The sequence below is a fragment of the Flexivirga alba genome, from assembly GCF_042661025.1.
Taxonomy (GTDB): domain Bacteria; phylum Actinomycetota; class Actinomycetes; order Actinomycetales; family Dermatophilaceae; genus Flexivirga; species Flexivirga alba.
On record NZ_JBHSWH010000001.1, the window covers coordinates 253,808 to 278,929 of the forward strand.

A 25,122-nucleotide genomic window follows, 5' to 3' on the forward strand; every position below is an offset into this window, starting at 1 on the left:
TACTGTGATTCGGATTCGAAGTAACAGCGTTCACACCTGTCACGAGGTCGTCGTTCATGATGAAGAAGAGGGCCGCGTCGCTGGCGTTGGCCGGCGCGGTGGTGCTCACTCTCAACGGGCTGAGCCCGACGGTGAGCACCGCCCGCGCGGCCACCACGACGTGCAGTGTCGTCACCCTGAAGTACGGCGCCTCGCGTCATGACCTGGTGAAGACCTTGCAGAGTCGGCTCGGTGGCCTCACCGTCGACGGATATTTCGGAAGCGGGACACTGGCCAAGGTCAAGGCCTTCCAGACGACGCGCGGTTTGGTCGCCGACGGCATAGTCGGCCCGATGACCTGGGACCTGCTGGGCGGATTCCCCGGCTGCACGACGATCACCGGTTACGTGATGGCCGACTCCGGGGCCGCCGGCTCCAAGGCCAACATCCGCTCCGGGCCAGGCCTGACATACAGCATCGTCGGTAGCTACGGGCCGCATGCCAAGGTGACCGGCACTCGCATCGGCACCGGGCCGTGGCTGCACACCAGCCGTGGCTATGTCCACAAGGGCACCCTGGAGACCACCACCTCCAACCCCTCGTCGATCAACGGCAGACTCTCGACGAGCAGCCTGTGCAAGGTATCCACCTCCTACAACTCCCCCGACACGTTCGACCCGGACTACACACCCAAAACGCAGCGCTACCTGAACTGCGATGACCAGCCCTACCTGAAGGCCCTGGAGGCCAGCTACAAAGCTGCCTTCGGCCACTACGCAGCGATCGACCTGACGTACCGAGACATTGACGAACAGTGGTACTGGTACAACAAATTCGGCAGCCCGCGCGCCGCTTACCCTGGCACCTCGAACCACGGCTATGGACTGGCGGTCGACTTCCGCGAGACAGACCAGCCCGGCGAGGAGTTCGGCTGGGGCGGCGTCGGTCAGAAGTGGCTGTCGGCCAATGCCCACCGCTGGGGGTTCGCGAGTCCGTTCACCTACGGCACGGACGGCGAGAGCTATCACTTCCAGTTCGTCGGCTGAGCCGGGTCTCGGCCCAGGAACGCCACGAGCTTGTCGCTCGCGGTCGCTCCTGGGCCGACATCGGCCTGCGCCGCGAAGAACTCTTGTCGCAGTTCGTCGTTCATTAACGGGCTGACAAGGGCAAGTACGTCGGTTGCCAGGTCTTCCGGGATGGCTTGCCCCGGGACGAGATCCCAGGCGTGCGTGGTGAATTCGATCGCAACGTCACCCGCTGCACCACGCACGACATCTGGATCACCGGAGTCGTCCAGCAGTGCCGCGCGGGTGCCTGCGATCGACGCAACGGCTTCCCGGGTCGGGTCCGCCAGCGGGACGAGCTTGTCCGGCAGCTGTCGCCGGCCGGTGCGGGCAAAGTCGGCGAGCGCTGCCGCCGTGCCGGCAACGTGCGCCAGCAGCTCCCGCACGGTCCAATCCGGACATGGAGTGGGGCGGTCTAGGTCGGTGGCAACCAGCGAATCCACCACGTGGGTCAAATGATTCATCGCCCGCTCCGCGAGGGCGAGCTCGCGCGTCGGAGCACTCATGCCGATCCCCTCGTTCCTCGGGTCTCGGCATTCGTCCTGAGCCCGTTTGGTCGCTCGCTGCGCTCGCTCATGACTGCTCCACAGGCATCAGATCCCACACCTCGATCGGCAGCGGCTTGCCGGTCTCCAGCAGCGACTTCAGATTTGCCAGCACCGCCGGCCAACCGCGAGAGATCCCGCCATACATGCCCATCGACGGCAGGTGCTCGTGCGTCACGGTGAGCCGGACCAGTTCGTCGCCGGGCTCCAGTTCGAAGGTGACCACGGAGGGTTGCTCCAGCTTTTCGCCCGTGGGGTCCTCGAAGGTGATCGCCAGGCGGCGCAGCCGGTCAACCTCGAGCACCCGGCCTTCGATGTCGTTCCCCGAGCCGTCCAGGCGTTGGTGCTCCCACGTCGAGCCGGTCTCCCAGTCGGAGACGTTGCGGTGTGCCCAGTAGGCCGCGGTCAGGTCGGCGTCGGTGAGTGCCTGCCACACCTGGTCTACGGAGGCACGGATGTAGGTGACATAGACGTAGGTCGGAACCGTTGTGGTTGTTGCGGTTTCGCTCATGGCGAGCTCCTCAGCGTTTCGTCGGATGGCGCCGAGCGCGTCGAGTCGCGGTCGGTCGAATGCCGAGATCCAGCGGTCCCGGATCTGATGGATGGGCGCCGGGTTGAGGTAGTGCAGTCGCTCCCGACCGCGGCGCACGACGGTGACCAGGTGTGCCTTGACCAGCAGGTCAAGGTGCTGGGTGACCGACTGGCGCGCCATACCCACGTCGGCGGACAGGTCGCCCAGCGTCTGTCCGTCGGTATGACGCAGCCGGTCCAGCAGCAGCCGGCGGGTGGGGTCCGCCAGCGCTTTGAACACTGCTTCCTGGTCCGGTTCGGTCACCCCTCCAATATGCAGGCATTTACCTGCATAAGTCAACTGGCAGTCACACCTTCAGCTGAGCAAGTGCGTCCTCGATGCCGCGATGGAAGGTCGGGTAGGCGTAGATCATCGAGCGCAGACGCGCGAGTGGCGTGCGTTCGTGCACGGCAAGAGTGAGGATGGACAGGACCTCTCCGCCATACGGGCCGGCCGAGGTGGCGCCGACCAGAGTCCCGCGATCGGCGTCGGCGACCAGCTTGACGAAGCCGTCGTTGCCCGCTTTGTGGATCCAGCCGCGGGTCGAGCTGGACGCCAGGCTGAGGCTGGAAACCGTTCGGATTCCTCGCTGTTCGGCCTGCTCCTCAGTCAGTCCGACAGCGCCGATCTCCGGGTCGGTGAAGGTGACCCGCGGCACCGCGTGATATTCGGCGGGTGCGGGCTCGCGGCCGAGGATATGGTCGGTGACGATCCCGGCTTGATACATCGAGATGTGTGTGAAGCCGCCCTTGCCGGTGATGTCGCCGATCGCGTAGACCCCGTCGGCGATCCGAAGGTATTCGTCCGGATCGACGAACCGTTGCGTCGTGTCGACGCCGATGCTGCCGAGGCCGAGGCCGGCCAGGTCGATGCGCCGGCCGGTCGCGACGAGAAGCCGCTCGGCGGCGAGCGACTCGGCGCCTGTCTCGACGGTGAAGGCGTCGTAGGTATGACGAACCCCTGTCGCCCCGGTGCCGGTGTGCACCGCGATGCCCTCACGGGCGAACACCTCGGCGAGCAGCCGTCCGGCCTCCGGCTCGTCCAGCGGAAGCAGCCGTGGCGCCATCTCGACGATGGCGACGCGGGTGCCGAATCGCGCTAGTGCCTGGGCGATTTCGGCGCCAATCGCACCGCCGCCCAGCACAATCAAGGACTCGGGCGCTTCGGTGATCCGCACGACCTCCCGGTTGGTCCAGTAGGAGTCTCCGACAGTCCTGGGATCGGCGGTATGGCGGGATCGGTGCCAGTGTTGACGATCAGCGCCCGGCTTGCGGTGAATGACCGATCGCCCACCTGAACCGTGCGCGGCCCGGTGACCGTGCCGCGCCCTCGGACGAACGTGCCGCCGGCCTTCTCGAACCGCTCGACGGCGACCCGGTCATCCCAGTTGTCGGTCGCCTCGTCCCGGATCCGAGTCGCCACTGGGGAGAAGCTCGGCTCGACTCTGCTCGACCCGGCCAGTTGCTCCACGCGACCCGCCTCGGCCACGCTGTCCGCCGCGCGAATCATCATCTTGGACGGGATGCAGCCGTAGTAGGGGCACTCCCCGCCAACGAGGTTCGCGTCGATGCCGATCACCGAAAGTCCGCTGGCGGCAAGGCGTTCCGCGGCCGACTCACCACCCGGCCCCATACCGAGCACGACGATGTCCACTGTGGTCTCGGGCGTAGTGCTACTCATGCGACACCATGATCCCGCACCTCACGCGGGGATGACAGTGGTGGGAGTGGCCGACGCGATCGACCTCGGCGCATCAGTCCTGGTCGGACTCGTGCATGTAGGGGTAGAGCTGCCCGCGGTTCTCGTCGATCTGCAAGGTCCGCCCGGCGAACGGGAAGGCCCGCTGCGGGCATGCCGGACGTTCGCAGACCTTGCAGCCCATCCCGATCTGGGCACGCAACGTCCGGTCCTCCAGATCCAGACCGGCGGAGTAGACCGTCTGATCCGCGTAACCCAGGTCGCAGCCGAGACCTATTGCGAAAGTCTTGTGCGCAGAACGGAATCCGGACCCTCCGCTGCTCACCGTCCGGGCGATCCAGAGATACGCGCGACCGTCGGGCATCTCGGCGATCTGCCGCAGCACCTGGCCGGGACGACTGAACGCGTCATACACGGTCCACAGCGGGCAGGTGCCGCCGCTGCGGGAGAAATGAAACGGCGTCGCCGACTGCCGCTTGGAGAGGTTGCCCGCCCGATCCACCCGCACGAACGCGAACGGAATCCCCGAATCCCCGGGCCGTTGCAGGGTATTGAGCCGATGGCAGACCGTCTCGAAGCCGACGTCGAACTCCTCGGCGAGTTGCTCGATGTCGTAACGTACGCGCCGGGCGGCCGCCAGGAACTCGCCATACGGCAACAGGATCGCACCGGCAAAGTAGTTCGCCAGGCCTATCCGCGCCAGTCGGGTGGTCACCACATCACGGAACGGCGCGGTCTCGACGATCTCGTCGATCAGGTCCGGCGCGACTGTCAACGCGAGCTGGCTACCCAGCTGGAACGCCTTCTGCGACGGACGCAGCTCCCGGGCCACCCGCAAAGTGCGCGTCTGCGGGTCGTAACGACGCTGCCCGCCGACCTCCGACCGCGACGCCTCGGCGACCTCGATCTCAAGTGCTGTCAGGTGGTTTCGCAGTGCGTCATACCGACCACGAGGCTGTATGCCGAGCTGTGCGACCAACGCCTCCGCTTGTCGGTCAAGCCCGTCGAAGTAGTTGTGATGGACCGAGAAGAAGTCGCGCACGGCTTCGTAAGGCATCGGCGGTCCGAGCAGATCCTCGCGGTCACCGCCCAACCGAGCCTCCAGAGAGTCGATGCGCTCCCGGTCGGCACGCCGCCCTGCAGACAGGTCGAGCAGCGCAGCCGCGACACCCGGCAGCTGATCCGCAACGAAACGAACCTCCGCGACCGACAGCGCACGCAACTCCGCGTGCTCCGCAAAAGAATCGACGAGCGCCGCGGCTGTACGTGCCTCCGGCTCGACCGTCAACCGCTGGGCGTCGATGCCGAGGACTTCGGCGATCCGCGCCCGCAACTGGGACGTCAGCACCCGGTTGTTGTGCTCGATCTGGCTCAGATAGCTCGGCGAGATCGAGATCTTCCGCGCCAGCGCCGCACCGCTGAGTCCGGCATCCACCCGTGCGCGCCGGACGACGAATCCGGCATACTCAGCTGTGGCCATGCGCACATCTTTACAAACTTCACAAGCCAGGTCGAGAAACTGTCCGAACTTCGCATGGCAGTGCGGGTATCAGTAGACACTCTCGGTTGCTTATCTTGTAAAGAACACTTGATCACGACAAGGAGTCGTCATGGCTGAAGCGGCCGTCAAACCAAAGCCCAAGAAGTCTGTTGCATTGTCCGGGGTGCCGGCGGGCAACACCGCGCTGTGCACCGTCGGCCAGCACGGCAACGACCTGTCCTACCGCGGCTACGACATTTTCGACCTGGCCGAGAACTGCAGCTTTGAGGAGGTCGCTCATCTCCTCATCCACGGTGTCCTCCCGACGCAGGCCCAGCTCGACACCTACAAGGCGCAGCTGAAGGCCAAGCGCGCCCTCCCCTCGCCGTCCGGCAGGCGCTGGAAGCGCTGCCGGCCGCGAGCCACCCGATGGACGTCATGCGCACCGGTGTCTCGGTGCTCGGCTGCACGCTGCCGGAGAAGGACGACCACAACGACGCCGACGCCCGCGACATCGCCGACCGGCTGATCGCGTCGCTCGGCTCGATGCTCCTCTACTGGTACCACTGGACGCACAGCGGCAAGCGCATCGACGTCGAGACCGACGACGACTCGATCGGCGGCCACTTCCTGCACCTGTTGCACGGCACCGAACCGTCCGACGAGCAGGTCCACGCGATGAACATCTCGCTCAATTTGTATGCCGAGCACGAGTTCAACGCCTCCACCTTCACCGGTCGGGTCATCGCCGGCACCGGGTCGGACATGTACTCCGCGATCACCGGAGCGATCGGGGCGCTGCGCGGCCCGAAGCATGGTGGCGCCAACGAGGTCGCACTGAACATCCAGCAGCGCTACGCAAACCCGGACGAGGCCGAGGCCGACATCCGCGAGCGGGTTGCCAACAAGGAGGTCGTGATCGGCTTCGGCCACCCCGTCTACACGATCTCCGACCCGCGCAACAAGATCATCAAGAAGGTCGCGCAGAACCTCAGCGCAGGCACCGGCGACGAGCAGCTCTTCGCGGTCGCCGAGCGCATCGAGTCGGTCATGGCCGACGCCAAGAAGATGTTCCCGAACCTCGACTGGTTCAGCGCCGTCAGCTACCGCGCCCTGGGCGTGCCCACCGACATGTTCACCCCCTGTTCGTCATCTCCCGCACCACCGGCTGGGCCGCGCACGTGCTCGAGCAGCGTGCCGACAACAAGATCATCCGGCCGAGCGCCAACTACATCGGTCCGGAGGACCAGAAGTTCGTCCCGCTCGCACAGCGAAAGTAACCCCTCCAAGCTGGTCGAGTAGGGCGAGCCGCTAGGCGAGCCCGTATCGAGACCCGGGACGGTTTCGATACGTCGCTCGTTCCTCGCTCCTACTCAACCCCCTCTCTACCTCACCCGCTCCGACACGATTGGCGACATACCTTGTCCAGCAGTGAAACCGACACCACCACAACGAAATCCGCGACCGGCGGCCGGGCGTGGGACGACGTGCTCGTCGATATCGTCGACTACGTCCGCGACTACCAGATCGACTCCGACCTGGCGCTGACCACCGCACGCAACATCCTGATCGACGCGCTCGGCTGCGGCCTCGAAGCACTCGAATACCCAGCAGCGACAAAGCTGCTCGGCCCGATCGTGCCGGGCACCGAGGTGCCCAACGGCGCACGCGTCATCGGCACCAACTACGTGCTCGACCCGGTGCAGGCCGCCTTCGACAACGGCGCACTGGTCCGCTGGCTCGACTTCAACGACACCTGGCTGGCCGCCGAGTGGGGCCACCCGAGCGACAACTCGGGCGCCATACTCACCGTCGCCGACTGGATCTCCCGCGAGCGCGTTGTCCGCGGCGAGCAACCGCTGACCATGCAGGCGGTCATCGAGGGCATCGTGAAGGCGCACGAGATCCAGGGCGTCATCGCGCTCGAAAACTCTTTCAACGCAGTCGGTTTGGACCACGTCATCCTGGTGAAGGTTGCCAGCACTGCCGTGGTGTCGACGCTGCTCGGGCTCACCCGCGAGCAAACGTTGGCGGCCGTGTCGCTGGCGTTCGTCGACGGCCAGTCGCTGCGCACCTACCGCCACGCGCCCAACGCGGGCAGCCGCAAGAGCTGGGCGGCCGGTGACGCGTGCAGCCGCGCGGTGAAGCTGGCCCTGATCGCGCAGACCGGCGAGATGGGCTACCCGACCGTGCTGACCGCACCGACCTGGGGCTTCTACGACGTCAGCTTCGGCGGCAAGCCCTTCACCTTCCAGCGGACCTACGGCTCGTATGTCGCCGAGAACGTCCTCTTCAAGATCAGCTACCCGGCGGAGTTCCACAGCCAGACCGCCGTCGAGGCGGCACACACGCTGCGCGACCAGGTCGAGGCCGCCGGCAAGAAGGTCGAGGACATCGACGAGGTCACCATCCGCACCCATGAGGCGTGCATCCGGATCATCGACAAGCAGGGTCCGCTGACCGGCCCGGCCGACCGCGACCACTGCATCCAGTACATGGTCGCCGTGCCGCTCATCTTCGGCCGGCTGACCGCAGCCGACTATGAGGACAACGTCGCCGCCGACCCGCGGATCGACACACTGCGCGCCAAGATTCACTGTGTCGAGGACCCGCAGTTCACCAAGGATTATCACGACCCGGAGAAGCGCAGCATCGCCAACGCGCTCACCGTGAAGTTCACCGACGGCACCACCCTCGATGAGGTCGTCGTGGAGTACCCGATCGGGCACCGCCGCCGCCGCGAGGAGGGCCTGCCGTTGTTGGAGGAGAAGTTCCGCCGCAACCTGGCCCGTCGCTTCGACGAGACCCGGCAGCACGAGCTCGCCGAGGTGTCGCTCGACCAGGCCAAGTTCGCGGCTACCCCGGTCAACGAGTATGTCGACCTCTTCGTGACCGCCGACAACGACTTCGGACCGAAGGAGAAGTAATGCAGCCCTCCACCAAGCAGCAGTTGAAGTCGCTGGTGCAGGAACGTGCCGGCGTGGTCGTCCCAGGAGCGTTCAATGCGTTGTCCGCCAAGGTGATTCAGGACTTGGGCTACCGGGCGTCATACGTCACGGGTGCCGGTGTCACGAACATGTCGCTCGGTCTGCCGGACCAGGGCTTCATGGGTTTGGCCGAGATCGCCGACCACACCGCGCGCATCCGCGACGCCGTAGACCTGCCGCTGCTCGTCGACGCCGATACCGGCTTCGGCAACGCGCTGAACGTGCGTCATACCGTCCGCGTGCTCGAGCGTGCCGGCGCGGACTGCATCCAGTTCGAGGACCAGGTCAGCCCGAAGCGCTGCGGCCACTTCGAGGGCAAGTCGGTCATCGGCACAGACGAGGCCGTCAACAAGATCAAGGCCGCCGTCGATGCTCGCCGCGACGAAAACCTGCTGATCATGGCCCGCACCGACGCGGCCGCCGTCGACGGCTTCGAGGCCGCGGTGGAGCGGGCCCGCGCATTCGGTGAAGCAGGCGCCGACATCCTCTTCGTCGAGGCACTGACCGACCGCGAGCAGGTGCTGAGCCTGCCGGGCATGGTCGAGCAGCCGCTGCTGGCGAACCTGGTCATCGGCGGCAAGACGCCGATGGTGTCGGCGTCCGAGCTGGCCGAGGCCGGCTACGGCATCGTGCTCTATGCAAATGCCGCACTGCAGGGTGCGGTCTTCGGCATGCAGAACGCGCTGACCGCGCTGCGCGACACCGGGCAGATCACCGAGGACGACAACCTCGTCGTCGGATTCGCCGAGCGGCAGCGCCTGGTGGACAAGCCCACCTGGGACGCTCTGAACGACCGCTACAGCAGCTGAGCCGACTGGCTCGGTTCTGCTCTCACCCGATATCGGGTGACTGACCGCTCGTCGGGCGAGAGGAAGGGTGGCTGCGTGCATGACGCACGCAGCCGCTTCTTTCGTATGCCGGGAAGTCGACGAGCGGCCTGTTAGCGTCAGGGAATGGCGATATCGTTCACGACACAACTGAGAACCGGAAGCATTCGTTCCAAGCGGATCGCGCGGGGTCTGCTGGACCCGGCGTCGCGACCTCGCTATGTCGCTGCCGTTCGCCGCGGAGTAGGTCGGCGGCAACGCGAACGCTGCCTGATCTGCGGCGGGTCGGGCCTCCAGCACCGCACCCTCACCAACGCCGCGGACAAGAGCCTCACCTTTCCGGCAGTAATCTGCAACGGCTGTGGCTTCATCCGATGCCTGAAGACTGCCCAGAGCAACTTTCTCGATGTCAAGGACTTCGAAAGTCTTCCGGGCGGGACCCGGGCGGGCAGCGCAACCCGGAAGGGCCGCGAGTTCCACATGGCGAGAATGGCGATCGAAATTCTCAACCGCGACAGTGTGGACGTGCTGGTGTATGGCGCCGGCCGAAGCCTCGACAACCACCACATCGCAAAGCTGCCCGGCGTCGGCCAGGTAGCCATCGGGGACATCATGAAGCTGCGCGATGACGGTGATTTCGTCGACGCGAACGTACGCACCTCGCGGCACTTCCAGGTCGTGCTCGCCTCCGAGGTGATCGAGCACTTCCGTGACCCCTGGAGCGACTTCACCAAATTGCTCAGACTGGTCGACCGCGACGGTCTCGTGGTGTGCGGGACCGACATCTACGACGGCGGAGACCTCACCAGACAGCGCTACATCTACTACCCGGACCACACTGCCTACTACACGCCGCAATCGCTACGGCTGATCGCCAAGTCGCTCGGCTTCCACCTCGACTTCCGATCCACGGACGGCGCGACGGGCGTACGCAAGCGATACGTCATCTTCAGCAAGTCGGCCCAGACCATGGAACACGTCGCCGACTACTTCGGCTCGCACGAGCAGGCTCCCGCCGAGCCCGAGCCACCGAAGAAGTAGCGATTGACCGGCATACTTCCGCATTGAGCGGCGTACCGAATCCAGTGGATTCGGTACGCCGCTCAAGGTATTGGTATGCCGGTCAATGCGTTGAGCCCCTGTGGGTTGATGCAGCGGGGAGAACTTCGTGGGTGGCTTACATGCCCTTGGAGTTCAGGTAGCTCTGCAGGGCGACGACAGTGCGGCCATTCAGGTTCGCGGCACCGTCCTGGGTGGCGCCGACGTAGCGCTGCAACGCGCGGGTGGTGATGGGGCCAATGACACCGTCCCGGTAGACACCGAGTCGCGCCTGCAAGGCGATCACCGTGCTGCGGGTGAAGTGGTCGGCGCCGTCCTGCCGTATGCCGAGCCAGTGCTGCGTCGAGGCTGTGGTCAGCGGACCGACGATGCCGTCGAGCACCAGCGCCCGGTGGTTGCCGCGCGACGGCGGAGTGGGCTGCGGGGTGGGCTTGGGCGCCGGTGTGGAGCCACCGACGTCGACCCTGACGGCGAGCCCGTTGGCGCGGGTGAGGCCGCCCTTCTTGGAGCAGACCGGCCAAGCGCCGGGGCCCTGCACCCGCAACGTCGCCTGGGCGACGTAGATCTGCTGGTCCCGTGTCGCGTACTGAGCGCTCGAGGCGAACTTGGTGCCGCCGAACGCCTGCCAGGTCGACGTGGTGAACTGCAGGCCTCCGTAGAAGCTGTTGCCGGTGTCGATCGACCAGTTGTTACCCGACTCGCAGGTGGCGACGCGGTCCCAAACGTTCCAGGGAGTGTCCGCCTTGGCGTGCGCGGCAGCGGCCAGACCGGCGCCGACGGTGGTGGCCGAGGCCATCACGGCGCCCATGGCGCGTCGGCCGGCGACAGACGGTCGATCCGTCTTGTGACGCGGTGTGTACGGCAAGGTGATGTCCTTTCCTGACGACCCGACTCGCGCCGGGATCGGTGCCTTGAAGCGCCCCGAACGTTACGGGAATGACGCATGTGACACAAGGTGCGAGTGAGGTTCAAGTCCAGAATTCAAGGCGACACGCCGAAAAAGAAGGTAAAATTACAAACGTGTAATTCAACTGATTTAGCGTCGCCGGACCCGCCGGCGGTGCAACGCCTGCCGGTCCAGGGGCGCCGACATCACGTCGCCCATCACCACGCCGGTGCTGATCGCCAGCGCCACCGCAGCTGCGCCCATCAGCGTGCTGACTGCTTCACCCTGCGTGGCGACCGATGTGCCGACGATGCTGCCGGTCACTGCGTCATACATGCCACGGAAGATGCGCAATCCGGGCAACAGCGGGGACACCGCGGGCACGACGAGGACGAGCGCGGGAGCACCGAGCCGTAGGCCGATCAGGCGACCGAGGACGCCGATGGAGATTGCCGCCACCGCGAGCGACGTGGTCGCGCCGAGCCGGAAACCGCCCAGGCCGAGCGAGCTCGACAATCCGCCGGACAGGAACAGGCCGACTGCTCCGAGCAGGCCCGCCGGCAGCAGGTGCCGCGGCAACACCCGTGCGGTCACCGCACTGCAAGTGGCGCCGATCGCCCCACAGATCACCCGCAACCAGAGCACAGCCGGCGCGGAACCGAAGGACAGTGCCTTGGGCGCGGTGAGCTCCAGGTCCAATGCCTTGTCCAGGCGCAGAGTGAACGACAGACCGGCGGCAACGCCAACGATGATCCCGGCGGTGGCGAGAAAGACGGTGAGCAGTCGGCCCGCGCCGGTGACCGGGTAGCCGGTGATCGCATCCTCGACGGCAGACGCCATCGCGCGGCCGGGCAGCAGCACGACGATGCCTGCCGCGACGGCATACGCGAAATCCGTTGGGGGCATGTGCAGCCCGAGCCATCCGTGGATCCCCACCAAGTAGCCCAGCCAGGCGAGCATCACCGAAACGGCACTGCCGGCAGCTGCCGAATAGAAGGAGGGCACGGCACGCTTGCCCAGCCATCGGCCGATCCGGTCGACGAGCAGTGCGGAGAGGATCGACACGACGATGGCCATCGTGTGACCGCCGAGAATCGCGCACACGGAGCCGGCCAGCCCGGCATACCCGAGGAGATCAACCAGCGTGGGTAGAGCCGTGCGCTGCGCTGGATCCGCCGTAGCTTGCGGGTCGCGGCGTCGACGTCATCGATGCCGCCGGCCACCAACTCCTCGACCAGCCGGTGCACCGCGGTCAGCCGGGCGAAATCCTTGGTGTTGGAGCGGACCACGCGCAGCAGGGTGACCGGCACACCCGCAGGAGTAGGTGCCTGCACGAGCAGGGACTGGTTGGTGATGTCGACCTCGAGGCGGCGCAAGCCGGCTGCTGCGGCAACCGCGACGACTGCCGCCTCCACATCACGCGTGCCGGCGCCGCAGCGCAGCAACAACTCGCCGACGCGCACCGCCAGCTCGAGCGCACCACGGACGGTCGCCTCCTGCTCGGGCGCCTCCATCGTGCGCGGGTCCCTGTATGGCGTGTGCCGCAGGCTGTCCGCGATCGGCATCGGTTCGGTGACCGGCTCGCCCTGCAGAAATCGCATGCGACCGGAGACGGGCATGCCGCCCGGGTCGGTGTCCTGAACCTCGTCCACTCGCTCAGCGTAGGACGGTCGCCCGGCGCGCGGTATGTGTCAGCTGAGCGTGGGCTGATATCGGCTTAATTGCCGAGCTGTAGCTTCAGGCTCGAGCTGCTCGGGATCGGCCACCACGACGCGCCGGATGAGAGGTGGGTGAGCGCGAAGACGGCTCCCAGCACGGCAATCACGATGCACAGCCCGATGATGATCCGGGTCAGCGGCTGGCCGCGCACGACACCGCGCACGATGCTGCGCGAACCGCGTCGCAGCGGTATGCCGCCCGGGCCCCACCACATCACCAGGGCACCGATGAGCACCCCGATGGCAACTGGAAGCGGCCTGCCGAGATAGACCGAGTCGTTCTCGGCCATCGAATAGATCAGTGCGACGGCCGCCGCGGTACAGCCGCCGACGAATGCCGGGATCAACACCGTCAGCAGCGTCGCCAGAGCTGCGACCACGCCGTGCCACGGTGACGTGACGGCCGCGACGAAGGTGTCGGATTTGCGCGGTCCGGAGCTGTAGCGACGCAGCACCATCGAAGTGATCGTCTTGTCAGACCAGCGAGCGGCAACGGCCCAGAGCACCAGCAGCGTGATGCCGACCGTCGGCAGCACGGCACTGATGCCGGCGAGCGCGGCCACGACTGCGGTCAGGGTGCCGGTGCGTGCGGACTGGCCGATGCGCGGGTCGGGCGGCGGCACGAACCGTCCGGGCGCCATCGACGGGACCGGCCGCTCGGAGTGGTCAGCGGGGCGCACCACGTGACCGCCCGGTGCGGCATCCAGTCGCTCGGTCGGGTCGGGTCGGGTCGGTCCCGCGACGGGACGATCGAATCGCTCGGTGTCGGGCGCAGTGCCGCCGGCCAGTTGCTGTGTCACCGGCTTGCGCCGGTCGGCGCGATCGACCGGGGGCGACGCTGCGCGAGCACCGGGATCTCACCCGTGTCGCCGCCACCCGCGAAGATGTCGAGCGCGGCCAGCACCTCCCCCGCTGCAGGGCGACGGGTCGCGTCGGGGTCGAGCGCGGCCTCGAGAAGCGGGCGCAGTCGCGGATCGACGCCGCTGAGGTCGTACTCGCCGCGGCATACGCGGTCCAGGACCACCGGCATCGGACCGCGGCCGAACGGCGCGCGACCGCTGGCGGCATACGCGAGGGTGGCGGCCCAGCCCCACCAGTCGGTGGCCTCGCTGACCTCGTCGCCCTCGACGATCTCCGGAGACAGGTAGCCGGGCGTGCCCATGACCAGGCCGGTCGAGGTGAGGCGCGAGTCGTCGGCGACGTGCGCGATGCCGAAATCGATCAGCACCGGGTCGTCTCCGACCATCAGCACGTTGCCCGGTTTGAGATCGCGGTGCACGATGCCCGCCTTGTGTATGGCGCCCAGCGCATCCGCGAGGCCGCGGCCGAGCCGAGCCAGCCGCGCTGCGCCGAACGGTCCGTCGTCCTCGACCACTTCGTCGAGCGAGGCTCCCGGCACGAAACTGGTGACCAGGTAAGGGTTGTCGCCATCCACGTCGGCGTCCAGGAAGGGCGCGACGTGGGGAGACTTCACCCGCACCAGGGTGCTGACCTCGCGTCGCAGCCGCTCGCGAGCGCCGCGGTCGTGCGCGATGTGTGCCCGCAGAACCTTCACGGCAACCGCCTGGCCGTCGGCGTCGAGCGCCTTGTAGACGACGCCCATGCCGCCCTCGCCGATCTTGCGGATCAGCTCGTAATCGCCGATCCGGTCCTGATCGGCCCGCTGGTCGCTGTCGTCGGCGCCCTGGATCACCGGCAGCCGGTGCGTACCAGCCACGCCGGACGCGCCGGAGTCCGAGCGACGGTCTGCAGTCATAGAGCCCACGGTATGCGACAACGAACGGGACGCCGCGCACGCTTCACGACGTGGCGAAAACCACGTCAGCCAGATTTAAGAGGTTATGTAGGACTCCAGCTGATCGCGCTCGCCCTGCAGCTCCTCCAGCCGGAATTTGACGATGTCGCCGATGCTGACGATGCCGACCAGTTTGTCGTCCTGCACGACCGGCAGGTGACGAAACCGATGCTCGGTCATCGACGCGGCCAACGAACTCACTTCGTCGCCGGGCGCGCAGGTGATGACCACACTGGTCATCAGAGTGGACACCGGTCGTCCGAGCAGGCCCTCGACCCCACCAGGCAATGCACGCACTACGTCGCGTTCGCTGATGATGCCGGTGATCGCTCCGTCGTCGACCACCACCGCAGCACCGATGCGATGGTCGGCGAGGATCTGCACGAACTCGCCGATCGTCGTCTCGGAGGTGATCGTCACGACGTCCGATCCCTTGCCCTTGAGCAGCTCTTGGATGCGCATGATCCACGGTAACGCCCTCGACGCCGTCGTGGCCATGATCGGGCCGACGCGGCGGGTCGCTCGGGCTTGTACCGCCGAGGAGGAAGACCCTTGCGTCATACAGTGAGGGCGACGGTTTCGCGGCCTACAACATCCGTTGTGCCGCACCCGATCCGAGGGGTTGTGTCCGTTGCCGCAGGACAAGTTCGATCTGGTGATAGCCGCCAACCGCTTGCCGGTGGACCGCGTCCGTGAGGGCAATCGATCCGTATGGCGCCGCAGCCCGGGCGGTCTGGTGACCGCGATGGAATCAGTGATGAGCGGCCGCGACGGCGCCTGGATCGGCTGGTCGGGCGTGCCCGGGAAGGCGCCTGCGCCGTTCGAGCAGGACGACATGTGGCTGCACCCCATCGCGCTCAGCGCCGACGAAATCACCGACTACTACGAGGGTTTCAGCAACGGGTCGCTGTGGCCGCTCTACCACGACGTGATCGTGCCGCCAACGTTCCGGCGGCGGTGGCAGGCGGCATACGAGAAGGTCAACCGGCGCTTCGCGGAGGTCGCTGCCGAGCTCGCGGCCGAGAACGCCACGGTCTGGATACACGACTACCAGCTGCAGCTGATGCCGCGATACCTGCGCGAGTTACGGCCCGACGTGCGCATCGGCTGGTTCAACCACATCCCCTTCCCACCGGTCGAGCTGTTCATGCAACTGCCGGCGCGCGACACCTTGCTGCACGGCCTCTTGGGCGCGGATTTCCTTGGTTTCCAACGTCGTACGGACGCACAGAACTTCCTTCGGGCATGTCGGCAGCTGCTCGGTGACGATGATGTCGAGGTCCGCGCGGACCTCGTCCAGACCGCCGACGGGCAGGTATGCCGCGCCGCGGCGGTGCCGATCTCGATCGACAGTCGCGGGATGGCACGGCTGGCCGCAACTCCGGCGGTGCGAGCACGTGCGAGGGAGATCCGCGAGCAGCTCGGAAACCCCGAGAAGCTGCTGCTCGGCGTGGACCGGCTCGACTACACCAAGGGCATCCGGCACCGGCTCAAGTCACTGGAGGAGATGTACCGCGAGGGCACATTGGACGGCGCCCGCACCAAGTTCATCCAGGTCGCGACACCGAGTCGTGAGCGGCTGCAGGCCTATCAGCACATCAAGAGCGAGGTCGAGCAGACCGTCGGCCGGATCAACGGTGAGCACTCCAGTTTCGGCGCGCCGGCGGTCACCTACCTGCACCGGTCCTTCCCACGCGAGGAGATGGCGGCGTTGTTCGTGGCGGCCGACGTCATGCTGGTCACTCCCCTGCGAGACGGGATGAACCTGGTCGCGAAGGAATACGTCGCCGCGCATGACGACACCGGAGCTCTGGTGCTGAGCGAATTTACTGGTGCGGCAAACGAACTCAAGCAGGCATACCTCTGCAACCCGCACGACATCGCACGCACCAAACGGACCATTACGCGCGCGCTCGAGGCGCCGGCGGAGGAGCGCAGGCGGCGCATGCGGGCATTGCACCGCCAGGTGCTGCGGCACGACGTGCAGCGCTGGGCGGAGCGCTTCCTCAGCAACCTCGCGGTCGCACCGAGGCAGCCGTGACCCTCGATCCGAAGCTGGGCAAGGCACTCGCCGCCTTCGCCGCGACCGATCCGATCCTGGTCGCCACCGATTTCGACGGTGTGCTCGCACCGCTGGTCGAGGATCCGTCAACGTCACGACCCGTTGCCGGGTCGATGGAGCTGCTGCGCGAACTCGCCACGCTGCCGGGAGTTTTCGTCGCCATCGTGTCGGGTCGGCACTTGGCGGCGCTACAGGCTCTCAGTGGCGTGACCGGCGATGATGCCATCGTGCTGGTGGGCTCGCACGGAGCGGAGCCGGACCGTCAGCTCCCACTGGACCTCACGTTCGACGACGCAGCACGGCAACGGCTGGCCGAGGCGACCCGTGCGTTGGAGGCCGTCGCGGCTGCCCACCCGCCGACCCGCATCGAGCGCAAGCCGGCCGGGGTGGTGCTGCACACCCGCAGGGTCCCGTCCGAGATCGCTGCGGCGGCGAGCCGAGCGGCCCTCGCGATCGACATACCGGGTGTCGACGTGATGAACGGCAAGCAGATCGTCGAGCTGAGCGCACTGCCGATCACCAAGGGCAGTGCATTGCTCGCATTGGCAACGGAATTCGGCACAAGCGCGAGCCTCTACCTCGGCGACGACGTCACCGACGAGCGCGCGTTCGAAGCGCTGGCCGGCCGCCCGGGCAGCGTCACGATCAAGGTCGGTGACGGCAACACGGCCGCGTCCTTCCGGATCGACGGTCCGGCCGATGTCGTGCCGGTGTTCGAGACGCTGCGCGTGGCCCGCCGAGTCTGAGCGGCCGTCGATTCGGTTCCGGCATACCCACCCGTCATCTCTGGCATGCGGTTAGAGTGTGGCTGGCGTCACACCCGTGTAGTGCGGGACAGGCGTCGCATCCATTCACAACGGATCGTCCGGCACGTTCCTGCCGGTGAAGGAGTTGCATCACCATGGCCACAGTCACTTATGACAGCGCCACCCGTGTCTATCCCGGGGCTGACACCGCATCGGTGGACAAGCTGAACATCGACATTCAGGACGGCGAGTTCCTCGTCCTCGTCGGCCCCTCCGGTTCTGGTAAGTCCACCGCGCTGCGCATGCTCGCCGGCCTCGAGGAAGTCAACGAGGGCCGAATCCTGATCGGGGACCGCGACGTCACCAACCTGTCCCCCAAGGACCGCGACGTCGCCATGGTCTTCCAGAACTACGCGCTCTACCCGCACATGTCGGTTGCCGACAACATGGGCTTCGCGCTGAAGATCGCCGGCGTCGCCAAGACCGAGATCCGCAGTCGCGTCGAGGAAGCCGCCAAGATCCTCGACCTCGAGGGCTACCTGGACCGCAAGCCGAAGGCGCTGTCCGGTGGTCAGCGGCAGCGGGTCGCGATGGGTCGCGCGATCGTCCGATCCCCTCAGGTCTTCCTGATGGATGAGCCGCTGTCCAACCTGGATGCCAAGCTGCGTGTGCAGACCCGCACCCAAATCGCTTCTCTGCAAAGGCGATTGGGCGTCACCACCGTCTACGTGACGCACGACCAGGTCGAGGCCATGACGATGGGCGACCGCGTCGCAGTCCTCAAGGACGGCGTCCTGCAGCAGCTGGACACCCCGCGCCGCATGTACGACCACCCCAACAACGTCTTCGTTGCCGGATTCATCGGCTCGCCGGCGATGAACCTGCTCGAGGTGCCGGTCACCGACGCAGGCGTCAAGCTCGGTTCGCTCGTCCACCCGGTGGACCGCGCAACACTGGCGAAGGCGGAGACCACGGTCACTGTCGGAATCCGCCCCGAAGACCTCGTGCCCACCACCGAAGGCGGCATCCCGGTGGAGGTCGACGTCGTCGAGGAGCTCGGCGCCGACGCCTACATTTACGGCCGCACCACGATCGGCGAGCAGCCGGGCGAGAAGCAGCTCGGCGGTGCGGACAACGAGAAGCAGATCGTCGCCCGCGTCGATGGCCGCCAGGTGCCCGACAAGGGGCAGACCATCCACTTCGCGCCCAAGGGCGAGGGCGACCACCTGCACCTCTTCCACCCCAAGACCGGCGAGCGCATCGAGTCCTGACAAGGCACGGCGGCATACCTTCGCCGAGAGGCTCAGCAAAGCACTGAGAGGCTCAGTAGATCCCCGAAATACGGGTGAGATTACCGAGCCTCTCGGTATGTATCTGAGCCTCTCGGCGGGGTAAGGGCACAATGGGGTCGTGGCACTCGATATGACCACGGCCCGTCCCTGGCCCGCGCTGCTCGACCTCCCGTGGCGACAGCCGCTGGAGGAGTGGCCGGAAGAGCAACTCGCCGCGCTGCCGCGGGGCCTCTCCCGGCACGTCGTACGATTCGTGCGCCTCGAGGGGCGTGTCGTCGCGATCAAGGAGATCAAGGCCGACATCGCAGTACGCGAATACAACATGCTGCGCATGCTGCGGCGACTCGGTCAGCCCGTCGTGGAGCCGATCGGAGTGGTCCGCGGCCGTCTCACCAAGGGTGGCGAGCCGCTGGATGCGTGCCTGCTCACCCGGCACCTGCAGTTCTCGCTGCCCTACCGCGCGATGCTGAGCCAGAGCCTGCGGCCCGAGACCGCCACACGGTTGATCGATGCTCTCGCGGTGCTACTGGTGCGCCTGCACCTGATCGGATTCTGGTGGGGTGACGTCTCGTTGTCCAACACGCTCTTCAAGCGCAGCGCCGGCGAGTTCGCGGCATACCTGGTGGACGCCGAGACCGGCGAGTTGCACGACAAGCTGACCGACGGACAGCGGGAGCACGACCTGGACATCGCCCGTGTCAACATTGCCGGTGAGCTGATGGACCTGCAGGCCGGCGGCTTCCTCGGTGATGAGTACGACCCGGTCGAGGTGTCCGACCGCATCATCGAGCGCTATCAGATCCTGTGGAAGGAACTCACCGCGATCGAGCGATTCGACGTCGGCGAGCGCTGGCGGGTCGATGAGCGGATCCGGCAGCTCAACTCGCTCGGCTTCGACGTCGGGGAGCTCGACATCACGACGGACTTCGACGGGGCAACGATCCAGATCCAGCCGAAAATCGTTGATGCCGGCCATCATTCACGCCGCCTGCTGCGGCTGGCCGGGCTCGACGTCGAGGACAACCAGGCGCGTCGGTTGCTCAACGACCTGGACTCATACCGGGCCGCCAACGACCGGCAGAACGACGACGAGGAGCAGGTCGCGCACGACTGGCTGATGCAGATCTACGAGCCCGTCACCCGTACCGCGCCGCCGGAGATGCGCCGCAAGATCGAGCCGGCGGAGCTGTTCCACGAAGTGCTCGAGCACCGGTGGTACATGTCGGAGGCCGCGCACCGCGACTTCCCGATCGAGGAGGCCGCCCGCGACTACATCGCGACGGTGCTCCCGGCCAAACCGGACGACAGCACCGTCGTCGGTGTCGACACCGAGGAGATGCCGGTCCGCGCCGACCGCTGACTATGCCAGCGGCTTGCCCTCGGAGTCGTTGATCTTGTGCATCAGCAGCATGATGAAGTCGATGAGGGACCAGATGCCACATGCACCGAGCGTGACGAGCTTCAGGACGCCGAGGCCGATATGGCCGAGGTAAAACCGGTCGACACCGAGCCCGCCGAGGAAGAACGACAACAGCACCGCGGTCATCCAGTCCTTGCTGGAGAAGATCCCCGGGAGCTGCTTGGCCTGGAGCACTGCGCCCGTGCTTGCGTCCCGGACCGGGGTCTCGCCCTTGATCGCACCGGCCGCAGCCATCTGCGCGAGTTGCGAGTAGGGCCCGAAACCATACGTCAGACCACACGGGATCTCGGCTGGTTCCATCAAGCGGGCGCGCGGCTCACGCCAGCAACAGGGACTGGTTCGAGTCAGGCCTGCGCGCGCAGTCGGGCCACTTCGTAGAGCGTCACCGATGCGGCGATGCCGGCGTTCAGCGACTCGACCGCCGAGCTCATCGGCACCGACACGATCTGGTCGCACGTCTCGCTCACCAACCGGGACAGGCCCTTGCCCTCCGAGCCCACGACGATGACCAGCGGCTCGGTCGCCAGCTCCAGGCCGGGCAGTTCGACATCGCCGTCCATGTCGAGGCCGACGACGAAGAAGCCGGCCTTACGGAAGTCGTTCAGGGTCCGGGTCAGGTTGCCGGCCAACGCGACCGGGACGCGCGCCGCAGCACCGGCCGAAGTCTTCCAGGCGGCGGCCGTCATACCTGCCGAACGACGCTCGGGGACGATCACGCCGTGCCCGCCGAAGGCCGCGACGGACCGCAAGATCGCGCCGAGGTTGCGCGGGTCGGTGATGCCGTCCAGCGCCACGACCAGCTGGGTGCCCGGCGCCTCGGGGTTGATCAGGTCGTCCGGGTGCGCGTAGTCGTATGCCGGGACCTGCAACGCCAGCCCCTGGTGCGGGGTGCCGTCGGCCATCCGGTCGAGCTCGGTCCGCTGAGCCTCCATGATCGGGAGCTCCCGGTCGGCGGCGAGCTTCAGCGACTCCTTGACGCGGTCGTCGGAGTCGATGCGCCCGGCGACGTACAGGGCGGTCGCGGGTATGCCGACGCGCAGCGCCTCCAGGACCGAGTTGCGGCCGACGATCAGCTCGCCCGACTGCTTGGTGGAGCGCTGCGGCCGCCTGGTAGCGGCCTGCTTGCCGCCATCCGACTTCTGAGCTGCCTTGTAAGCCTTGTGATTTGGGCGGTCGCCGGCCTTCGGGGTCGGGCCCTTGCCCTCCAGCGAACGCCGCTTGTGGCCGCCGGTGCCCACCAGCGGGCCCTTGCGGGAGTTGCCCTTGCGGATCGCTCCGCGGCGGCTTGAATTTCCAGGCACGTCAGTCGTCCTTCGTCGGTTTGCCGGTGACCGTCCAGCGGGCGCCATCCGGCCCGTCCTCCACGGTGATGCCGGCGGTAGTCAGCTGGTCACGGATCTGGTCCGCTGTCCCAAAGTCGCGCTCCTTGCGGGCGCGCGCACGTGCTTCGATCAATGCCTCGACCAGGGCAGCGAGCGCCTCCGAGGTCGCGCCGTCGTCGCCGGAATTCCACTGCGCTGCAAGCGGATTGACGCCCAGCACTTCGGTCATCGCGACGACTTGGCCGGCTATCTCCGCGGCTCGGTCGTTGTCGCCGTCGTCGAGGGCGATGTTGCCCTCGCGGATCAGGTCGAAGACCACCGCGAGCGCGCCGGAGACGTTGAGGTCGTCATCCATCGCCTCCGTGAATGCCGTTGGTATGGCGCCAGACTCGGCGACACCGTCCGGCAACGCGCGGTCCAGGAAACCCTCGATCCGGTCGACAGCGGCAGCGGCCTCGTCGAGCGAGCCGGCCTGGTATTCGATCGTCGAGCGGTAGTGCACCGCGCTCAGGTAGTAACGCAGCACCAGCGGGCGTACGGTCTTGGTCAGCTCGAGCACCGCAAGGCTGTTGCCGAGCGATTTGCTCATCTTCTCGCCGGAGATGGTCACCCAGCCGTTGTGCATCCAGTAGCGGGCGAAACCCAGTCCGGCAGCACGGGATTGGGCTTGTTCGTTCTCGTGGTGCGGGAAGCGCAGGTCGATGCCGCCGCCGTGTATGTCGAAGGTGTCGCCCAGCCAGCGGCGCACCATCGCGGAGCACTCCAGGTGCCAGCCGGGACGCCCCTCGCCCCAGGGTGTCGGCCACGACGCGCTTGCCGGCTCGCCGGCCTTGGTGCCCTTCCAAAGGGCGAAGTCGCGAGGGTCCCGCTTGCCGCGCGGGTCGGCGTCGGCGGCGGGCTCCATGTCGTCAATGCGCTGGCGGGTCAGCTCGCCATACTCCGGCCAGGACTTGACGTCGAAGTAGACGTCACCGGAGCCGTCCTCCGCCGGGTAGGCGTGGCCCTTGTCGATGAGCATCCGGATCAGGTCGACCATGTCGGTGACATGCCCGGTGGCGCGCGGCTCGTAGCTCGGTCGCAGCACTCCCAGCAGGTCGAGGGCGTCGTTGGTGGCGCGCTCGAAGTCGTAGGACCACTGGTTCCAGGGAACGTCGGCCTCGGCGGATTTGGTCAGGATCTTGTCGTCGATGTCGGTCACGTTGCGCACGAGCGTCACGTCATACCCGTGGCCCGTGGTGAGCCAGCGGCGCAGGATGTCGAAGGCGACAGCGAAGCGCACATGGCCGATGTGCGGAGCCCCTGCGTGGTGAGCCCGCAGATGTAGATGCCGACGTGTCCCTCGCGCAGTGGCTCGAAAGGCCGCTGGGTTCCGGTGGCGGTGTCGAAGATCTGCAAAGTCACCCGCCGAGTTTAACGGCCCGCGAGCCCTCGCCCCGCCACTCGACTCACTCGCTCGGCGCGGGTCGAGCGTCGTCCTGAGTAGCCCGTGAGGCACGAGCGGGCGTATCGAAGGGTGGCGTGAGGTACGAGCGCCGTATCGAGACCGTCACTCGCCCCGGTCGATCCACTCCTGCAGGTGCGGTGCTTCGGCGCCGATCGACGTGTCGTCGCCGTGGCCGGTGTGTACGACGGTCTCGGGCGGCAGGGTGAGCAACCTCTCGCGGATCGAGTCGACGATGGTGTCGAAGTCGCTGAACGATCGCCCAGTCGCTCCCGGACCGCCCTGGAAGAGCGTGTCGCCGCTGAAGAGCACGCCTTCGCTCGCGAGCAGGAAGCAGCACGCACCCGGCGAATGCCCCGGCGTGTGCAGCACCTTCAGCTCCGTGCTGCCGACCGCGATCCCCTGCCCGTCGGCCAGCGCACCGTCCGGCGGCTGGCTGATCTCGCGGTCCCAGAGCATCCGGTCGGCGTCGTGGATCAGCACCTGCGCCTTCGGATGCAGCCCGACCAGGTCGCCCACCGCGTCGATGTGGTCGTCGTGCCCGTGCGTGCACAGGATGTGCGTGAGGCGCCGGCCGGCGATCGCTTCGTTGATGGCTGCCGCGTCGTGGGCCGCATCGATCACCACGCACTCGGCATCGTCACCGATCACCCAGACGTTGTTGTCGACATCCCAGGTGCCGCCGTCGAGGCTGAAGGTGCCTGAGGTGACCACTTTGTCGATCCGTATGTCGCTCACCGGGATTCCTCTCGTTGGACGTTCCGAGCAGCCTAACGACGCACCACCCGGGAACCCGCGCCGTCCCGGCGCCGTCGACAGAACAATGTGCCACGGCGGATGCGTGGCCCCTGGGAGAAGGAACTCACGATGACTGGTCTGACCAGACGTACCCTGCTCGGCGGCGGCCTGGCCGCGGTAGCCGCGACCACCGCAACAGCACTGACAGCAGAGCCCTCGCTCGCAGCAGCGCACCCGGCGAAGTACGCGGAGTACTACCGCTACTTCGACCTCGGACCCCGTGGCTTCCCGATGCACGACACCCACTGGGCGGCGCAGGGTCTGACCAACTGGGGACGTGACCTGCTGATCATCAGCTACTACGACTCACGGTACGAAGGCGACGACTGGAAGAAGCGGGCCAACAGCCGGATCGTGATCCTGCACCGTGCGACCCTCAAGCCGATCAAGACGCTGATCCTCAACACCAAGCGGCACGCCGGTGGCCTCGCCACGACGAACCACTACTTCTGGGTGGCGATGGACGGCCGATTGCTCCGCTACCCGATCTCCAGGCTCAGCAAGCCGAGCGGAACCCTGATCCACGCCGATCACATCGCCGACATCAAGAGCAAGGCTTCCTACGCGTTCGGCCAGGGGAGAACGTCTGGGTCGGCACCTGCGACGAGTACCGCCGCTCCACGATGTACCGCTATTCCGTGGCGAACGGCGGCTGGTTGACCCGCCGCGAGGCGGTGACGACACCATCGCAGGTGCAGGGTGTCGCGGTCGTCGGCAACCGGATCGTCTGGTCGAAGTCCTGGGGTCGGCAGGACAGCAACCTGGTCGTCTGGCCGCGTCATACGCGCTACAACGCCGACTGGCGGATCGGCCGCAAAATCGTCTGCCCGCCGCGTTCTGAAGGTCTCGCCTACGCGAACGGGCGCCTGCAACTCATCTACGAATCAAGCGCGATCCCGTATCGCTCAACCACCCCGCACGTCATACGCAGCATTCACCACGGCACCATGCCGCCGCTCTGATCAAGCGACGGCTATGACGAGAGCTGTCGCGATGGCCGCGACGCCCTCGCCGCGACCGGTGAGGCCGAGGCCTTCGGTGGTGGTGCCGGCAACCGAAACCGGCACTCCACCAAGGGCTTCCGAGAGCGCGGCCTGCGCCTCTGCGCGGCGTTTGCCGATCTTCGGCCGGTTGGCGATGACCTGGACCGCGACGTTGCCGATCTGGAAACCGTTGTTGATGAGCACTTTTTGGGCCGCATCAAGGAGCCGGACACCGGACGCGCCGGCCAGCTCTGGCCGGTCGACACCGAAGTGCGCGCCCAGGTCACCGAGGCCAGCCGCCGAGAAGAGCGCATCGCACATGGCGTGGGCCGCGACGTCACCGTCGCTGTGTCCCTCGACGCCGCGCTCCCCGGCCACTCCAGCCCGGCCAGCCACAGCGGTCGGTCGTCGTCGGCATACGCATGGACGTCGACACCGATCCCGGTGCG

General features: G+C 66.9%; 22 protein-coding genes and 5 pseudogenes. 11 read left to right on the forward strand and 16 right to left on the reverse strand.

The window, feature by feature from the left end; all coding sequences use genetic code 11:
* Positions 1-56: 56 nt before the first annotated feature.
* Positions 57-1,025, forward strand: a complete 969-nt coding sequence (locus tag ACFQDH_RS01190; RefSeq protein ID WP_382397695.1) for a peptidoglycan-binding protein — start codon at positions 57-59, stop codon at positions 1,023-1,025.
* Here ACFQDH_RS01190 and ACFQDH_RS01195 read toward each other — a convergent pair.
* The 5 genes and pseudogenes from ACFQDH_RS01195 to ACFQDH_RS01215 form a co-directional block, all read right to left on the reverse strand.
* Complete coding sequence (locus ACFQDH_RS01195) at positions 1,004-1,549, reverse strand: maleylpyruvate isomerase family mycothiol-dependent enzyme (protein WP_382397697.1); 546 nt, start codon at positions 1,547-1,549, stop codon at positions 1,004-1,006. The genes ACFQDH_RS01190 and ACFQDH_RS01195 overlap by 22 nt on opposite strands.
* Positions 1,550-1,616: 67 nt before the next feature.
* On the reverse strand, positions 1,617-2,423 hold the full coding sequence (locus tag ACFQDH_RS01200; RefSeq protein ID WP_382397699.1) for an ArsR/SmtB family transcription factor: 807 nt from the start codon (positions 2,421-2,423) through the stop codon (positions 1,617-1,619).
* Positions 2,424-2,466: 43 nt separating this feature from the next.
* On the reverse strand, positions 2,467-2,886 hold the full coding sequence (locus ACFQDH_RS01205; protein WP_382404785.1) for a hypothetical protein: 420 nt from the start codon (positions 2,884-2,886) through the stop codon (positions 2,467-2,469).
* Between the two features lie 51 nt (positions 2,887-2,937).
* Positions 2,938-3,839, reverse strand: a pseudogene (locus tag ACFQDH_RS01210) (FAD-dependent oxidoreductase); the annotation flags it as partial.
* Positions 3,840-3,912: 73 nt separating this feature from the next.
* Positions 3,913-5,337, reverse strand: a complete 1,425-nt coding sequence (locus tag ACFQDH_RS01215; RefSeq protein ID WP_382397701.1) for a helix-turn-helix domain-containing protein — start codon at positions 5,335-5,337, stop codon at positions 3,913-3,915.
* A gap of 130 nt (positions 5,338-5,467) precedes the next feature.
* On the opposite strand from ACFQDH_RS01215, the pseudogene prpC reads away from it, so the two are divergent.
* The 4 genes and pseudogenes from prpC to ACFQDH_RS01235 all read left to right on the forward strand — a co-directional run bounded on the left by prpC (position 5,468) and on the right by ACFQDH_RS01235 (position 10,192).
* Positions 5,468-6,617: pseudogene (prpC, locus tag ACFQDH_RS01220) on the forward strand (bifunctional 2-methylcitrate synthase/citrate synthase).
* A 141-nt stretch (positions 6,618-6,758) separates the two neighbouring features.
* On the forward strand, positions 6,759-8,264 hold the full coding sequence (locus tag ACFQDH_RS01225; protein ID WP_382397703.1) for a bifunctional 2-methylcitrate dehydratase/aconitate hydratase: 1,506 nt from the start codon (positions 6,759-6,761) through the stop codon (positions 8,262-8,264).
* Entirely contained in the window at positions 8,264-9,133 is an 870-nt protein-coding gene (locus tag ACFQDH_RS01230; protein WP_382397705.1) for an isocitrate lyase/PEP mutase family protein, read from the forward strand. The genes ACFQDH_RS01225 and ACFQDH_RS01230 overlap by 1 nt, the downstream gene beginning before the upstream one ends.
* 144 nt (positions 9,134-9,277) lie before the next feature.
* On the forward strand, positions 9,278-10,192 hold the full coding sequence (locus ACFQDH_RS01235) for a methyltransferase domain-containing protein (protein WP_382397707.1): 915 nt from the start codon (positions 9,278-9,280) through the stop codon (positions 10,190-10,192).
* A gap of 136 nt (positions 10,193-10,328) precedes the next feature.
* On the opposite strand, the gene ACFQDH_RS01240 is transcribed toward ACFQDH_RS01235, so the two are convergent.
* The 6 genes and pseudogenes from ACFQDH_RS01240 to ACFQDH_RS01265 all read right to left on the reverse strand — a co-directional run bounded on the left by ACFQDH_RS01240 (position 10,329) and on the right by ACFQDH_RS01265 (position 15,071).
* Positions 10,329-11,075, reverse strand: coding sequence for a transglycosylase family protein (locus tag ACFQDH_RS01240; protein WP_382397709.1), 747 nt, complete (start codon positions 11,073-11,075; stop codon positions 10,329-10,331).
* Between the two features lie 171 nt (positions 11,076-11,246).
* Positions 11,247-11,741, reverse strand: a complete 495-nt coding sequence (locus ACFQDH_RS01245; RefSeq protein ID WP_382404786.1) for a threonine/serine exporter family protein — start codon at positions 11,739-11,741, stop codon at positions 11,247-11,249.
* Between the two features lie 135 nt (positions 11,742-11,876).
* A pseudogene (locus tag ACFQDH_RS01250) lies at positions 11,877-12,715 on the reverse strand (threonine/serine exporter family protein); the annotation flags it as partial.
* A gap of 98 nt (positions 12,716-12,813) precedes the next feature.
* Complete coding sequence (locus ACFQDH_RS01255; RefSeq protein ID WP_382397711.1) at positions 12,814-13,614, reverse strand: hypothetical protein; 801 nt, start codon at positions 13,612-13,614, stop codon at positions 12,814-12,816.
* On the reverse strand, positions 13,611-14,570 hold the full coding sequence (locus tag ACFQDH_RS01260; protein WP_382397713.1) for a serine/threonine-protein kinase: 960 nt from the start codon (positions 14,568-14,570) through the stop codon (positions 13,611-13,613). Before ACFQDH_RS01260 ends, ACFQDH_RS01255 begins: the two co-directional genes overlap by 4 nt.
* Positions 14,571-14,645: 75 nt before the next feature.
* Positions 14,646-15,071 carry a CBS domain-containing protein gene (locus ACFQDH_RS01265; RefSeq protein ID WP_382397715.1) on the reverse strand — a complete coding sequence of 142 codons (426 nt, stop codon included), beginning with the start codon at positions 15,069-15,071 and terminating at the stop codon, positions 14,646-14,648.
* 169 nt (positions 15,072-15,240) lie between these two features.
* Between ACFQDH_RS01265 and ACFQDH_RS01270 the strand changes: the two genes are divergently transcribed.
* The 4 genes from ACFQDH_RS01270 (at position 15,241) to ACFQDH_RS01285 (ending at position 20,069) form a co-directional block, all read left to right on the forward strand.
* Positions 15,241-16,650, forward strand: a complete 1,410-nt coding sequence (locus tag ACFQDH_RS01270) for an alpha,alpha-trehalose-phosphate synthase (UDP-forming) (protein WP_382397717.1) — start codon at positions 15,241-15,243, stop codon at positions 16,648-16,650.
* A complete protein-coding gene (gene otsB, locus ACFQDH_RS01275; RefSeq protein WP_382397719.1) occupies positions 16,647-17,417 on the forward strand; it encodes a trehalose-phosphatase in 771 nt (256 codons plus the stop codon). Before ACFQDH_RS01270 ends, otsB begins: the two co-directional genes overlap by 4 nt.
* 155 nt (positions 17,418-17,572) lie before the next feature.
* Complete coding sequence (locus ACFQDH_RS01280) at positions 17,573-18,688, forward strand: ABC transporter ATP-binding protein (RefSeq protein WP_382397721.1); 1,116 nt, start codon at positions 17,573-17,575, stop codon at positions 18,686-18,688.
* Positions 18,689-18,827: 139 nt separating this feature from the next.
* Entirely contained in the window at positions 18,828-20,069 is a 1,242-nt protein-coding gene (locus ACFQDH_RS01285) for a DUF4032 domain-containing protein (RefSeq protein WP_382397723.1), read from the forward strand.
* On the opposite strand, the gene ACFQDH_RS01290 is transcribed toward ACFQDH_RS01285, so the two are convergent.
* The 4 genes and pseudogenes from ACFQDH_RS01290 to ACFQDH_RS01305 all read right to left on the reverse strand — a co-directional run bounded on the left by ACFQDH_RS01290 (position 20,070) and on the right by ACFQDH_RS01305 (position 23,636).
* Positions 20,070-20,429, reverse strand: a complete 360-nt coding sequence (locus tag ACFQDH_RS01290; protein ID WP_382397725.1) for a TM2 domain-containing protein — start codon at positions 20,427-20,429, stop codon at positions 20,070-20,072.
* A 44-nt stretch (positions 20,430-20,473) separates the two neighbouring features.
* A complete protein-coding gene (gene rlmB, locus ACFQDH_RS01295) occupies positions 20,474-21,430 on the reverse strand; it encodes a 23S rRNA (guanosine(2251)-2'-O)-methyltransferase RlmB (protein ID WP_382397727.1) in 957 nt (318 codons plus the stop codon).
* 1 nt (position 21,431) lies between these two features.
* Positions 21,432-22,852: pseudogene (gene cysS, locus ACFQDH_RS01300) on the reverse strand (cysteine--tRNA ligase).
* A gap of 145 nt (positions 22,853-22,997) precedes the next feature.
* Positions 22,998-23,636, reverse strand: coding sequence for an MBL fold metallo-hydrolase (locus ACFQDH_RS01305; RefSeq protein WP_382404788.1), 639 nt, complete (start codon positions 23,634-23,636; stop codon positions 22,998-23,000).
* A gap of 123 nt (positions 23,637-23,759) precedes the next feature.
* On the opposite strand from ACFQDH_RS01305, the gene ACFQDH_RS01310 reads away from it, so the two are divergent.
* Together ACFQDH_RS01310 and ACFQDH_RS01315 are read left to right on the forward strand one after the other, a co-directional pair.
* Positions 23,760-24,350, forward strand: coding sequence for a hypothetical protein (locus ACFQDH_RS01310; RefSeq protein ID WP_382404938.1), 591 nt, complete (start codon positions 23,760-23,762; stop codon positions 24,348-24,350).
* On the forward strand, positions 24,329-24,652 hold the full coding sequence (locus ACFQDH_RS01315) for a hypothetical protein (RefSeq protein ID WP_382397729.1): 324 nt from the start codon (positions 24,329-24,331) through the stop codon (positions 24,650-24,652). Before ACFQDH_RS01310 ends, ACFQDH_RS01315 begins: the two co-directional genes overlap by 22 nt.
* Here ACFQDH_RS01315 and ispF read toward each other — a convergent pair.
* Positions 24,653-25,122 (reverse strand): annotated as a pseudogene (gene ispF, locus ACFQDH_RS01320) (2-C-methyl-D-erythritol 2,4-cyclodiphosphate synthase); the annotation flags it as partial.